The following is a 14212-nucleotide window of genomic DNA, read 5'->3' on the forward strand; positions in this document are numbered from 1 at the left end:
TTGTCAAATAATTAGCCCAAAATTATGGAAATATTTCTTTCTAATTTTTTTAGAAAATAGGTTGACAGTGACTCGTATTTTCGATATACTAGTAACTGTTTTTTGGGGTATAGCCAAGCGGTAAGGCAAGGGACTTTGACTCCCTCATGCGTTGGTTCGAATCCAGCTACCCCAGTAAACCTCATTGGTTTTATACATTGATTTTGGTCCGTTGGTCAAGGGGTTAAGACACCGCCTTTTCACGGCGGTAACACGGGTTCGAATCCCGTACGGACTATCTTGACCAGTTGCAGAGCGCAGCTGGTTTTTTCATTGCTATCATGGTACAATGGTAAAGACTAAGTTAAGTGGAGTAAACATGAATTATTTTAATGTTGGAAAAATTGTTAACACACAAGGTCTCCAAGGTGAGATGCGTGTGTTGTCTGTGACGGATTTTACAGAAGAACGTTTTAAAAAAGGTTCAAAATTAGCAATTTTTGATGATAAAGACCGTTTTATTATTGAAGTTGAGATTGCTAGTCACCGTAAACAAAAGAATTTTGATATTATCAAGTTTAAAGGCATGTATCATATCAATGATATTGAAAAATACAAAGGTTGCACTTTGAAAGTAGCTGAAGAAAACTTGTCAGAGCTTGAAGACGGTGAATTTTACTATCATGAAATTATCGGGCTTGATGTTTATGAAAACGACGTTTTAGTCGGACAAGTCAAAGAAATTCTTCAACCTGGTGCAAATGATGTTTGGGTGGTTAAACGTAAAGGTAAACGCGACTTGCTATTACCATACATTCCACCAGTTGTTTTAAATGTCGATATTGCTGCCAATCGTGTAGATGTGGATATTTTGGAAGGACTTGACGATGAAGATTGATATCTTAACGCTCTTTCCTGAAATGTTTGCGCCTTTAGAATACTCTATTGTCGGGAAAGCTAAGGAAAAAGGGTTGCTTGACATTAACTATCACAATTTCCGTGATAATGCTGAAAAAGCCCGTCATGTTGATGATGAACCATACGGTGGTGGACAGGGAATGTTGCTTCGTGCACAGCCTATTTTTGACACGATTGATAAAATCGATGCGAAGAAACCTCGTGTTATTCTTTTGGATCCAGCGGGTCGCACTTTTGATCAAAGCTATGCTGAAGAGTTGGCACAGGAAGATGAGTTGATTTTTATCTGTGGCCATTATGAAGGTTATGATGAACGTATCAAGACTTTGGTAACGGATGAAATCTCACTCGGGGATTTTGTTTTAACGGGTGGTGAATTGGCTGCGATGACGATTGTGGATGCAACGGTTCGCCTAATTCCAAATGTTCTTGGAAAAGAAGCGAGTCACCAAGATGATTCGTTCTCATCTGGTTTGCTCGAGTTCCCACAATACACTCGTCCTTATGACTTCAGAGGTATGAAAGTTCCTGATGTTTTGATGAGTGGGCACCACGAAAATATTCGCAAATGGCGAATTGAACAAAGTCTTCGTAAGACTTTAGAGCGTCGACCGGATTTGTTGGAAGATTATGCTTTTACAAAAGAAGAAGAGGCTATTTTCCGCAAGATTCTCAAAGAGTGAGACGTGCAAGAATAGAATATGTGATATAATAGAGGACATGCAGGCTGTATGTCTCTTTATTTTTGGGGAGGTTTTATGCGAACGAAGGAAGTCCTTGTTCTGTCTTATCAGGAAAGTTGGAAAGATGATTTTAAGAAGATTGCCAAAGAGCTTAAAGCTGCTCTAGGTGACTTAATTCTTAAAATAGAACATGTGGGAAGTACTTCTGTTCAAGGGCTTTCGGCAAAGCCAATTATTGACATCGATTTGGTGATTGCTATAGACACAGACTTGTCTGAGGTGATTCAAGAATTAGCAGTGATTGGTTATGTTCATGAGGGAAATTTAGGGATCGAAGGTAGAGAAGCTTTTGCTTACTCAGGCAAAGAGCATCTTCAAGTTCATCATATTTATGTTTGTCCTGAAAATTCGCCTGAACTGAAGCGTCATCTTGCTTTTCGTGATTATTTACGTAGTCATCCTGAGGCTGTTTTGGCTTATGGCGAGGTAAAAGAAAAAGCAGCGAAGCTATTCCCTAAAGATATTGATAAATACATTGCCTATAAATCGTCGATTATCGAAGAAATATACAAGGAGTTGGAAATATAAATGTCAGAAAATCGTGAAATCTATGATATTACTATCATTGGTGGTGGACCTGTTGGTTTGTTTGCAGCCTTTTACGCTGGTTTGCGTGGCGTTTCGGTGAAAATCATTGAAAGTTTATCTGAACTTGGTGGACAACCTGCAGTTCTTTATCCAGAAAAAATGATTTATGACGTTGCTGGTTTTCCTGGAATTACAGCAGCTGATTTGACTGAAAATCTGATCAAGCAACTAGATCGTTTTAAAGATAGCACAGCTATTTGCCTTAAAGAAGAAGTCAAAACATTTGAAAAAGATGGTGATATTTTTACTATCGAAACAAATAAAGGTCAACATTTTTCACGAGCTATCGTGATTGCATGTGGTAATGGTGCTTTTGCCCCTCGTACACTTGGTTTGGAAGGTGAAGAAGCTTATGCTGACAACAACCTTTTCTACAACGTTCACAAACTTGACCAATTTGCTGGTAAAGATGTAGTCATTTGTGGTGGTGGTGACTCAGCTGTTGACTGGGCGAATCACTTAGATGGCTTGGCTAAAAGTGTAACTATTGTGCACCGTCGTGATGCTTTTCGTGCTCATGAACACAGTGTAGAAGTTTTGAAAGAGTTAAATGTTAACATTTTGACACCTTATATGCCATTTGAACTTTCTGGTGATGGTCAATTTGTTAAGAGCTTAACTGTTCAAAAAGTGAAGTCTGACGAAACAATTGAATTGCCCCTCGATGCTTTGATCGTAAGTTTTGGATTTTCAACATCAAATAAAAACCTTAAAAATTGGAATGTGGATTACAAACGTTCAAGTATTGCGGTGTCACCGTTGTTTGAAACAAGTCAAGCAGGTGTTTACGCAATTGGTGATGCGGCCGATTATGAAGGTAAAGTTGATTTGATTGCGACTGGTTTTGGTGAAGCACCAACAGCGATTAATCAAGCTATCAAGTATATCTTCCCTGATCGTGATAACCGTGTTGTTCACTCAACATCATTAATCAATGAATAAAAACAAAAAGCCTTGTAAGAATCATTCTTACAAGGCTTTTTCTGAAATTCTTGAGAATCTTTTCTGAAAATTGACGGTCTGATAGAAAAATGATAGAATTTGATAGAAAGTGCTTGACATTGACTGGGAATATAGTATAATTCTAACTGTAAACGATTTCAAAAGGAGGTGGCGAGGATTCTAAAGTCTAAACGAAAGCAATTAATCATGGAAAAACTTTCGCATGATAAGTTTGTTCGGCTAGATGATTTAGTGAGCCTGCTAGATACCTCTGAGTCCACTGTTCGCAGGGATTTAGATGAGCTCGAAAGTGAGCGAAAACTTCACCGAGTACACGGTGGAGCAGAACTTCCTCACTCTCTCCAAGAGGAATTTACCAATCAACAAAAATCTATCAAAAACATTCAAGAAAAAATGCAGGTTGCTAGAAAAGCAGCATCCTTGATTTCAAATGATGATGTTATTTTTGTAGATGCAGGGACAACCAATGAATTGTTGTTAGGCTATTTGAATCAAGACAATTTAACTGTTGTAACCAACTCGATTCACCATGCGGCTAAGTTGGTTGATAAAAATATTCAGACCATTATTATTGGTGGTCATGTAAAAAAATCAACAGATGCCAGCATTGGAGCTGTGGCTTATGAGCAAATTAAGCAGTTGAACTTTGATAAGGCTTTTTTAGGTATCAACGGCATTGATGAGGAATTTTTAACGACACCAGATATGGAGGAAGCTGTTATCAAGAAAACTGTAATTGAAAATGCTAGAAAGTCATACATCGTTACAGATTCATCAAAAATCGGTAGGGTATCCTTTGCCAAGGTCGATAAGATTGAGAATGCTACAATTATTACCAATCAATCTAGCGGAGCACTGATGAAAAAAACAAAAGAAAATACGAGGGTAATTGAAGTATGATTTACACAGTAACGCTGAATCCATCAATCGATTTTATCGTGCGTTTGGATCATTTAGAACTTGGTAGCGTTAACCGCATGACTAGCGATGACAAATTTGCTGGTGGTAAAGGTATCAATGTTAGTCGTATCTTGCAACGTTTGGATGTCGATAATACTGCAACTGGTTTTATCGGTGGATTTACTGGACGTTTTGTTGAAGATGGCTTGACTGCAGAAGGTATCAAAACAAACTTTGTTCAAGTTTCTGAAGATACACGTATCAATGTTAAAATCAAAGCTGGTGAAGAAACAGAAATCAATGGTGCTGGTCCAAAAATTTCAGATGAAAAACTTGAAGAACTAAAAGCTATTCTTGCTGGACTTTCAAGTGAAGATACTGTTGTTTTTGCAGGTTCAGCTCCAAGTAGCCTTGGTAACCAAGTTTACAACACATTGATTCCAATTGCTAAAAAAGCTGGTGCAGAAGTAGTTTGTGACTTTGAAGGTCAAACTCTTTTAGATTCATTAAACTACCAACCACTTTTAGTAAAACCAAATAATCACGAATTAGCAGATATCTTTGGTGTAGAATTGAATGGTCTTGAAGACATCGAAAAATACGCCCGCGAAATTCTTGCAAAAGGTGCTAAAAACGTTATTATTTCAATGGCTGGTGATGGTGCTTTACTAGTAACACCAGCAGCAGCTTACTTTGCAAAACCAATCAAAGGCACTGTTAAAAATTCTGTTGGTGCTGGAGATTCAATGGTTGCCGGATTTACTGGTGAATACGTGAAATCAGGTGACCCAATCGAAGCGCTTAAATGGGGTGTTGCCTGCGGTACAGCAACGACATTCTCAGATGATTTAGCAACAGCTGAATTCACTAAAGAAACATATCAAAAAGTAGAGGTAGAAAAACTATGAAAATTCAAGACTTGCTCAGAAAAGATGTCATGATTCTTGATTTGAAAGCAACTTCAAAAGAAGCTGTTATCGATGAAATGATTACAAGCCTTGTTGAACACGGAGTTGTCACAGACTTTGATACTTTTAAACAAGGTATCATGAACCGTGAAGCTCAAACATCAACTGGTTTAGGTGATGGTATCGCTATGCCACACAGCAAAAACGCTGCTGTAAAAGAAGCAACAGTCCTTTTTGCTAAATCTACTGCTGGTGTTGACTATGAAGCCTTGGATGGACAACCAACATACCTATTCTTCATGATTGCAGCACCAGACGGAGCAAACGATACTCACTTGGCTGCTCTTGCTGAATTGTCAAAATACCTTTTGAAAGATGGTTTTGCTGATAAATTGCGTCACGTCTCAACAGCTGATGAAGTCATCGCAACTTTTGACTCTGCAGAAGAAGATAATAAAGCAAAAGAAGAAGTTAAAGCAGCTCCAGTATCAGATGACAAACCACTTATTGTTGCTGTAACAGCATGTACAACTGGTATTGCACACACTTACATGGCAGAAGAAGCCCTCATCAAAAAAGGTGACGAAATGGGTGTCACTGTTCGTGTTGAAACAAATGGTGCCTCAGGTGTCGGTAACCGTTTGACAGCTGATGAAATCGCTCGTGCTAAAGGTGTTATTGTTGCTGCAGATAAAGCAGTGGAAATGGCACGTTTTGATGGTAAACCATTGGTATCTCGTCCAGTTGCTGACGGTATCAAGAAAACTGAAGAATTAATTAACATCATCCTTGATGGTAAAGCTGACACTTACAAAGCTGCAGCAGGTTCTTCTACTGAAGAAAAAGAATCAAGTGAAAAACTTAGCCTTGGCGCTGCATTCTACAAACACTTGATGAGTGGTGTTTCTCAAATGTTGCCATTCGTTATCGGTGGTGGTATCATGATTGCACTTGCATTCTTGATTGATAACATTTTGGGTGTGCCAAAAGATCAACTTTCTAACTTGGGTACATATCACCAAGCAGCTGCTTACTTCAAAACAATTGGGAACGCAGCATTTGGTTTCATGCTTCCAATCTTGGCAGGTTACATTGCTTACTCAATAGCTGAAAAACCAGGTCTTGTAGCTGGTTTCGTAGCTGGTGCGATTGCTTCAAGCGGTGCTGCTTGGGGTAATCTTGAAGGAACTCCTTCAGGTTTCCTTGGAGCTCTTGTAGGTGGTTTCCTTGCTGGATGGTTAGTTAACCTTGTTAAAAAAGCTTGTGCTGGTTTGCCACGTTCACTTGAAGGTATCAAATCAATCTTGCTTTATCCATTGCTTGGTGTCTTCTTGACAGGTTTTGCAATGTTGTTCGTCAACATTCCAATGGCTGCTATTAACACTGGTTTGAACAACTTCCTTGGAGGTCTTCAAGGTGCATCAGCAGTTCTTCTTGGAGCTATTCTTGGTGGTATGATGGCTATCGATATGGGTGGACCATTTAACAAAGCTGCTTATGTCTTTGGTACAGGTACTCTTGCTGCATCAGTAGCGACAGGTGGTTCAGTGGCTATGGCATCAGTTATGGCTGGTGGTATGGTTCCACCACTTGCAGTATTTGTTGCAACTCTTCTTTTCAAAAACAAATTCACTGAAGAAGAACGTAACTCAGGTTTGACAAACATCATCATGGGTCTTTCATTTATCACAGAAGGAGCTATCCCATTTGGTGCTGCTGACCCTGCTCGTGCAATTCCAAGTTTTATGGTTGGTTCTGCTGTAGCTGGTGGTCTTGTCGGAGCATTCGGTATTAAATTGATGGCTCCACACGGTGGTATCTTTGTTATCGCATTGACAAGTGCTCCAATTCTTTACCTTGTCTTTGTTATCATTGGTGCAATCGTTGCAGGTCTTCTCTTCGGAGCCCTTAAAAAAGCAAAATAATTAAAAGTCATTACAATACAACTAATACAAAAAATTATTAATCTAACAACGATAAAGGGATTCCTTCGGGAATCTCTTTTTTAAGTATTAGAAGATTCTTGTTATAGTTAAAAACTATAACAAATTCTAAGTGCATAGTTAAAAATTATAGCAAAGCATAAAAATATAGAATGGCTAGAACCATTGAAAAATAAAGGTTTATCGTTTAAAATATTAACTATAAAATTTTTGGATTGTATAGTTTTAAACTAATACGGTTATAGGAGGTAACTATGGTTAAGGTTTCGAATTTGGGATATCCGCGTTTGGGTGAAAATCGTGAGTGGAAAAAATTGATTGAGTCTTATTGGGCAGGTAATATTTCACAAGATGAATTGCAAGCAGAAGCGAAAGCATTGCGCTTATCATTTTTGAAAAAACAAGCTGATGCAGGTATTGATTTTATTCCTGTGGGTGATTTTTCACTTTACGATCATATTTTGGATTTGTCTGTGCAATTTGGCGTGATTCCAAATCGTTTTGCCAAGGAAGAGATTAATCTGGATTTGTTCTTTGCGATTGCGCGTGGTAACAAGGAAAATGTTGCTTCATCAATGAAAAAATGGTTCAACACCAACTACCACTACATTGTTCCAGAATGGTCAAAAGTTAAACCGCACTTGACAAATACACGCTTGCTTGATTTGTACCTTGAAGCTAAAGAAGTTGTTGGTGATAAGGCTAAGCCAGTTATTACTGGGCCAATCACTTATGTCGCCTTGTCATCTGAGGTTAGCGATTTTACTTCAGCAGTGAAAAAACTCTTGCCACTTTACAAACAAGTCTTTACAGAATTGGTTGAAGCTGGTGTAACATACATTCAAGTTGATGAACCGATTTTTGTAACGGACGAAGGGGTAGATCTTCTTGAAGCAGCAAAATGCGTTTATGCTTATTTTGCCAAAGAAGTGCCACAAGCCAAGATTATCTTCCAAACTTATTTTGAAGCTTTGATTGATGCTAAAGAGTTATCAGAACTTCCGGTTGCAGCATTTGGTCTTGATTTTGTTCATGGCCTTGATGAAAATCTTGAAGCGGTTGAAGCTGGTTATTTTGAAAATAAAGAAGTGTTTGCAGGAGTTGTTGATGGTCGTAACATCTGGGCAACTGATTTTGAAAAAACATCAGAATTGCTCGAAAAGCTACAAGCTAAAGTTGGCAATCTTGTGATTCAAGCATCTTGCTCACTTCTTCATGTGCCAGTTACCACAAAAAATGAAACTGACCTTGATCCTGTTCTTAAAAATGGTCTTGCTTTTGCAGACGAAAAATTGCAAGAACTTGAACTTTTGAGTCAATACTTGGATGGTCAAGAATCTGAAGCTTACAAGCAACATGTGGTTGACTTTGACGCTTTACAAGCAGCTGATTTCCGAAATGTGACTCTTGAAAGTTTAGAAAATGTGCCGACTGAGCGTGTGGATTATAAAGTTCGCCGCAAGGTGCAACAAGAAAAGCTAGGTTTGCCAACACTTCCGACAACGACAATTGGGTCATTCCCTCAATCACCAGAAGTTCGTCGTACTCGTCTGGCTTGGAAACGTGGCAATATCTCTGATGTTGAATATGAAGATTTTATCAAATCAGAAATCGCTCGTTGGATTAAGATTCAAGAAGACTTAGATATCGATGTTTTGGTACACGGTGAATTTGAACGTGTGGACATGGTTGAATTTTTCGGTCAAAAATTAGCTGGTTTTACCACAACTAAACTTGGTTGGGTGCAATCATACGGTTCTCGTGCGGTTAAACCACCAATTATTTACGGTGATGTGAAACACATCCAACCTTTGTCAGTAAAAGAAGTGGTTTATGCGCAAAGTTTGACTGACCGTCCTGTGAAAGGAATGTTAACTGGACCTATTACCATCACTAACTGGTCATTTGAACGTTCAGATATCTCACGCGCAGACCTTTTCAATCAAATTGGTCTTGCTATCAAAGACGAAATCAAGTTGCTTGAAGATGCAGGCATTGCTATTATCCAAGTGGATGAAGCTGCGCTTCGTGAAGGTTTGCCACTTCGTAAAGCTAAACAAAAAGCTTATCTCGATGACGCTGTGCATGCTTTCCGCATCGCAACATCGTCTGTCAAAGATGATACTCAAATTCACACTCACATGTGTTACTCTAAGTTCAATGAAATCATCGATTCTATTCGTGACTTGGATGCTGATGTGATTTCTATTGAGACAAGTCGTAGCCACGGTGATGTGATTGAATCATTTGAAACAGCGGTTTACCCACTTGGAATTGGTCTAGGGGTTTACGATATTCACTCACCACGTGTGCCAAGTAAAGAGGAAGTTATTGCAAATATTGAACGTCCACTTCGTAAATTATCATTGGAACAATTTTGGGTTAACCCTGACTGTGGTCTTAAAACACGTCGTGAACCAGAAACAATTGCCTCACTTAAAGTATTAGTAGAAGCAACTAAGGAAGTTCGAGCAAAAAACGGAAAATAAGGAAGGTTGAGCTATGTCAGGATTATTAGAACGTTTAAAAACAGATATTTTAGTCGCTGACGGTGCTATGGGAACTCTTCTTTATGCTAATGGTCTTGATAATTGTTACGAAGCTTATAATTTGACGCATCCAGAAAAAGTTTTAGCGATTCATAAAGCTTATATTAACGCTGGTGCTGATGTCATTCAGACAAACACCTATGCGGCCAAAAGACATCGACTAGGAGGTTACGGCTATGGTGACAAGATTAAAGAAATTAATCAAGCAGGCGTCAAAATTGCAAGACAAGCAGCAGGCGAGGATACCTTTGTTTTGGGAACAGTCGGTGCTCTTCGTGGTCTCAAACAATGCGAATTATCGCTTGATGAGATTATCAAGGAAACTTTAGAACAAGTTGGTTATTTGCTTGAAACAAAGGAAATTGATGGTCTTTTATTTGAAACTTACTACGATGAAGAAGAAATCATCGAAATTTTAAAGGCAGTCAGACCTTTAACAAAATTGCCGATTATTACCAATATTTCCATTCATGAAGCGGGAATAACCGAAAATGGTCGTCCATTGGTTGAAATCTTTGGAAAACTAGTGATGCTCGGGGCAGATGTAGTAGGACTCAATTGTCATTTGGGACCTTATCACATGATTCAATCACTCAAGCAAGTGCCGCTGTTTGCTCAGTCGTATTTGTCGGTTTATCCAAATGCCAGTTTGTTATCCTTTGTTGATGACAATGGTAGTGGGCAATATGGATTTAGCCAGAACGCAGATTACTTTGGGAAAAGTGCAGAGCTTCTTGTGGCTGAAGGAGCACGTCTGATTGGTGGGTGTTGTGGTACAACGCCTGACCATATCAGAGCAGTTAAGCGTGCAATAAAAGGCTTGAAACCAGTCTCACGCAAATTTGTTACACCGATGGTTGAAGAAGCAGAACTGATTAAGGCGGTTAAGCAATCAGAAACTATTGTCGACAAGGTAAACCGAAAAGTGACCATTATAGCAGAGCTGGATCCTCCAAAAACACTTGATATTAGAAAGTTTACTAAAGGGGTAAAAGCTTTGGACGAGGCTGGAGTATCTGCAATTACGCTGGCTGATAATTCGCTAGCTAAGACACGTATTTGTAATGTTAGTATTGCCTCGCTTTTGAAAAATGAGATTTCAACACCGTTTTTACTACACTTATCTTGTCGCGACCACAATATGATTGGGCTTCAATCACGTCTTTTGGGGATGGACGTGTTGGGCTTTCATCAGGTACTAGCGATTACAGGGGATCCATCTAAAATAGGAGATTTTCCGGGAGCAACCAGCGTCTATGATGCCACGAGCTTCAAGTTATTGGAGCTGATTAAGCAACTTAACAAGGGAATAGGTTACAGTGGCGCAAGCATTAAAAAAGAAACAACTTTTACAGCAGCAGCGGCTTTCAATCCTAATGTGAAAAATTTATCACGTTGCGGTCGATTGATTGAAAGAAAGATTGCTGCTGGAGCAGATTGTTTTATTACACAGCCTATTTTTAATAGTGAGATTATTGAAAATTTAGCAAAGCTAACACGAGATTATGAAACGCCATTTTTTGTTGGTATTATGCCAATTACTAGCTATAACAATGCTATTTTCCTTCACAATGAAGTACCCGGCATTCAGCTATCAGATAACTTTCTAGCAAAACTAGAAGCTGTCAAAGATGACAAGGAAAAATGCCAACAATTGGCTTTAGAAGAAAGTAAACAATTAATTGATCATGCTTTAAAATTCTTTAACGGCATTTACCTCATTACACCATTTATGCGATATGATTTAACTGTTGAATTGGTTGAATATATCCATCAGAAAGTTGAACAAAGTCACCAAATAATACCTTAATCAAGAGAGATAGAGATTATCTCTCTTTTTCTCCTAAAAAATCATTTTTTTGCTTGACTTGGAGTTAGCTCCAAGGTGTATGATAGGGATACTTGAAAAAAGCTGAGAAGTTTTTAAAAATGATTGTCAAATAAAAAGGAGAAATATATGGTACTTGAAACAATTGCATCGCCACAAGATTTAAAAAAATTGTCTCGTGAGGACTTGCAACGTGTGGTTGATGAAGCTCGTCAAGCTTTGCTTGAAAAAACAAGTCAGCATGGCGGACACAACGGACCAAACTTTGGTATGGTTGAAATGACAGTTGCTATGCACTACGTCTTTAATTCACCGGTTGATAAATTTATCTTTGACGTTTCTCACCAATCATACGTTCATAAAATGTTGACTGGGCGTGCGCAAGCCTTTCTTGACCCAGATCACTATGATGACGTGTCTGGTTATACAAATCCCAAAGAAAGTGAACATGATTTGTTTACCATTGGGCATACTTCAACCTCTTTGTCACTGGCTTCAGGTGTGGCAAAAGCGCGTGATTTAAAAGATGAAGTTTACAATGTTGTTGCTGTTATCGGTGATGGTTCACTGTCAGGTGGAATGGCTTATGAAGGCTTGAACCAAATCACAACAGAAGGAACCAATACGATTGTTATTGTTAATGATAATGACCAATCAATCGCAGCAAATCCAAGTGGAATGGCTTATGAAGGCTTGAACCAAATCACAACAGAAGGAACCAATACGATTGTTATTGTTAATGATAATGACCAATCAATCGCAGCAAATCCAACTGGTGGCATTTACACAGCACTTCGTGATTTGCGTGAAAACAATGGCAAAGCTGCTAATAATTTCTTTGAGGCATTTGGTTTTGATTATCATTATCTTGAAGCAGGAAATGATTTGACTCAATTAATTGCTCTTTTTGAAGAAGTAAAAGATGCGAATCACCCAGTTTTGTTACATATTCATACACAAAAAGGTCACGGCGTGTCATTTATGGAAGAAAATCGCGAAGCCTTCCATGCTGGAGGACCTTACATTCCAGAAACTGGAGAATACCTTCGTCACACAACTTCAGGTGAAACTTACAACAGCATTACGACAGAATTTGTTTTAGACAAAATTGAAAAAGATCCAACGGTTGTTGCTGTAAATGCAGGAACTCCGATGTTTATGTTGAATCAAGAGCAACGTCAAAAGGCTGGTAAACAATTTGTTGATGTAGGGATCGCTGAAGAAGAAGCAGCGACTATGGCAGCTGGTCTTGCTAAAAATGGTGCAAAACCAATCTGGTACGTCGCAGCACCATTTATGCAACGTACATATGACCAATGGTCACATGACATCGCACTTAATAATCTTCCGGTGACAACCTTGGTTTACTCAGCGTCAGTTAGTGCCATGAATGATGAAAGTCACCTTGGTTTCTTCGATATTCCATTCTTGGCTCACATTCCAAATGTGGTTTACTTGGCGCCAACAAGTAAAGAAGAGCATCTAGCGATGCTTGATTGGGCTGTTGAACAAAATGAACACCCAGTTGCTATTCGTATTCCAGTTGGTCCACTTCGTGAGACTGGAGTAGCTGATACGACAGATTATTCAATTCTTAACAAGAACCAAGTCACTCAAAAAGGTAGCAAGGTTGCTATCTTTGGTCTTGGTAATTTCTATGGTTTAGCTGAAGAAGTGGCTAAAGAATTGGCCGACAAACACGGAATCACAGCAACCCTTGTTAATCCAAAATTCATCACAGGATTAGACGAAGAATTACTTGATAGCTTGGAATCTGAACACCAAGTTGCGGTGACTTTAGAAGATGGTGTGCTTGAAGGTGGCTATGGTCAAATGATTGCAAGTTACCTTGGAAATACAGACATCAAGATTCAAAATTACGGTGTAGAGAAAGCCTTCCATGACCGTTACAATCCTAAAGAACTTTTAGCAGAAAATGGTGTGACGGTTGATAATATTGTCAAAAATATTTTAGCAAGTCTTGCTTGATTTAAATAGGAAAAAGAGTCTTAGAGAGTTTCGTCTAAGGCTCTTTTCAAGAATTTGTGTCATTAACGGTTAAGAGTCTCTTTTTTATCAAAAATTTGTTATACTGAAAGGTGACTTTTTGAAAGGACTGAATGTATTTGGCAAAGGTAAGAAAAAGGAAGAAAAGAAGAAGGGTTAGTGGAAGACGACGTCGAAAAAATGTCCCTCGTTCTGTCTTATATGGCATAACCTTTCTAGCCTTTTTGGCTTTTTTGACCTTGATTTTCTTCGCCTATCACTCGCAGGAAGCAGCAAATCCAACCTCCGCAGACACTAGTCAATCATCTCAAGACACGACGACCATATCTTTCATTCAAATTATTGGTGAATTAGCTCGTCAAATCGCTGCGCAAAATGACCTTTACGCTTCGGTCATGATTGCGCAAGCCATTTTAGAATCGAACAGTAGTCAGTCAAAACTGAGTCAAGCACCCAATTATAATTTCTTTGGCATCAAAGGGGATTATAAGGGGCAGTCGGTGACTATGCAGACTTGGGAGGATGATGGCAATGGGAATTCTTACACCATTGATGCTCAATTTCGTTCTTATGGTAGTCTGGAGGAATCTCTGCAGGATTATGCTCAGTTTCTTCAAAAAGATTTGTATGTTGGTGTGCATAAATCAAGAACTGCTTCTTATCAAGATGCGACAGCAGCACTAACGGGAACTTATGCCACTGATACGTCTTATGGTAGCAAATTAAATCAACTCATTTCAGAATACGATTTAACTATCTATGATAGTTGGTAAGCATACTTTTTTGAGTCAAAAAAAGAATTGTCAGTATTGCTTTAAAGTTCAAAGAAAAGCGTGCAAAATAGAGTTGAAATATGCTATAATGAAAAGTGATATACAAAGAGGAG

Annotated in this window: 11 protein-coding genes and 2 tRNA genes; all 13 read left to right on the forward strand. The window is 38.7% G+C overall.

All coding sequences use genetic code 11. The features are described from left to right. Window positions 1–103 precede the first annotated feature (103 nt). The 13 genes from STRINF_RS01380 to STRINF_RS01440 all read left to right on the forward strand — a co-directional run bounded on the left by STRINF_RS01380 (window position 104) and on the right by STRINF_RS01440 (window position 14099). Window positions 104–175: transfer RNA gene (locus tag STRINF_RS01380), tRNA-Gln, on the forward strand. Between the two features lie 30 nt (window positions 176–205). Continuing rightward, window positions 206–277 (forward strand) — tRNA-Glu (locus STRINF_RS01385). 81 nt (window positions 278–358) lie between these two features. Further along, a complete protein-coding gene (gene rimM / locus STRINF_RS01390) occupies window positions 359–877 on the forward strand; it encodes a ribosome maturation factor RimM (protein ID WP_043878274.1) in 519 nt (172 codons plus the stop codon). Beyond that, window positions 867–1580 carry a tRNA (guanosine(37)-N1)-methyltransferase TrmD gene (gene trmD, locus STRINF_RS01395; protein ID WP_006531225.1) on the forward strand — a complete coding sequence of 238 codons (714 nt, stop codon included), beginning with the start codon at window positions 867–869 and terminating at the stop codon, window positions 1578–1580. The genes rimM and trmD overlap by 11 nt, the downstream gene beginning before the upstream one ends. A gap of 75 nt (window positions 1581–1655) precedes the next feature. Then, entirely contained in the window at window positions 1656–2168 is a 513-nt protein-coding gene (locus tag STRINF_RS01400) for a GrpB family protein (protein WP_043878275.1), read from the forward strand. After that, a complete protein-coding gene (locus STRINF_RS01405; RefSeq protein WP_006531227.1) occupies window positions 2169–3170 on the forward strand; it encodes an NAD(P)/FAD-dependent oxidoreductase in 1002 nt (333 codons plus the stop codon). 168 nt (window positions 3171–3338) lie between these two features. After that, window positions 3339–4091, forward strand: a complete 753-nt coding sequence (locus STRINF_RS01410; RefSeq protein WP_284702729.1) for a DeoR/GlpR family DNA-binding transcription regulator — start codon at window positions 3339–3341, stop codon at window positions 4089–4091. After that, window positions 4088–4999, forward strand: coding sequence for a 1-phosphofructokinase (gene pfkB, locus STRINF_RS01415; RefSeq protein ID WP_006531229.1), 912 nt, complete (start codon window positions 4088–4090; stop codon window positions 4997–4999). The genes STRINF_RS01410 and pfkB overlap by 4 nt, the downstream gene beginning before the upstream one ends. Then, window positions 4996–6924, forward strand: coding sequence for a PTS fructose transporter subunit IIABC (locus STRINF_RS01420; protein WP_006531230.1), 1929 nt, complete (start codon window positions 4996–4998; stop codon window positions 6922–6924). The genes pfkB and STRINF_RS01420 overlap by 4 nt, the downstream gene beginning before the upstream one ends. A 272-nt stretch (window positions 6925–7196) precedes the next feature. Then, the gene (gene metE, locus STRINF_RS01425; protein ID WP_006531231.1) at window positions 7197–9431 is read left to right on the forward strand and encodes a 5-methyltetrahydropteroyltriglutamate--homocysteine S-methyltransferase; all 2235 of its coding nucleotides are present in this window, start codon (window positions 7197–7199) and stop codon (window positions 9429–9431) included. Between the two features lie 13 nt (window positions 9432–9444). Then, the gene (locus STRINF_RS01430; RefSeq protein ID WP_006531232.1) at window positions 9445–11301 is read left to right on the forward strand and encodes a bifunctional homocysteine S-methyltransferase/methylenetetrahydrofolate reductase; all 1857 of its coding nucleotides are present in this window, start codon (window positions 9445–9447) and stop codon (window positions 11299–11301) included. Window positions 11302–11448: 147 nt separating this feature from the next. Continuing rightward, on the forward strand, window positions 11449–13308 hold the full coding sequence (gene dxs, locus STRINF_RS01435; protein ID WP_006531233.1) for a 1-deoxy-D-xylulose-5-phosphate synthase: 1860 nt from the start codon (window positions 11449–11451) through the stop codon (window positions 13306–13308). Between the two features lie 131 nt (window positions 13309–13439). Then, window positions 13440–14099: a glucosaminidase domain-containing protein gene (locus STRINF_RS01440; RefSeq protein ID WP_006531234.1), complete on the forward strand. Its 660-nt coding sequence runs from the start codon at window positions 13440–13442 to the stop codon at window positions 14097–14099. Window positions 14100–14212: the final 113 nt, after the last annotated feature.

It is taken from the genome of Streptococcus infantarius subsp. infantarius ATCC BAA-102, from assembly GCF_000154985.1.
GTDB classification, from domain to species: Bacteria; Bacillota; Bacilli; order Lactobacillales; family Streptococcaceae; genus Streptococcus; species Streptococcus infantarius.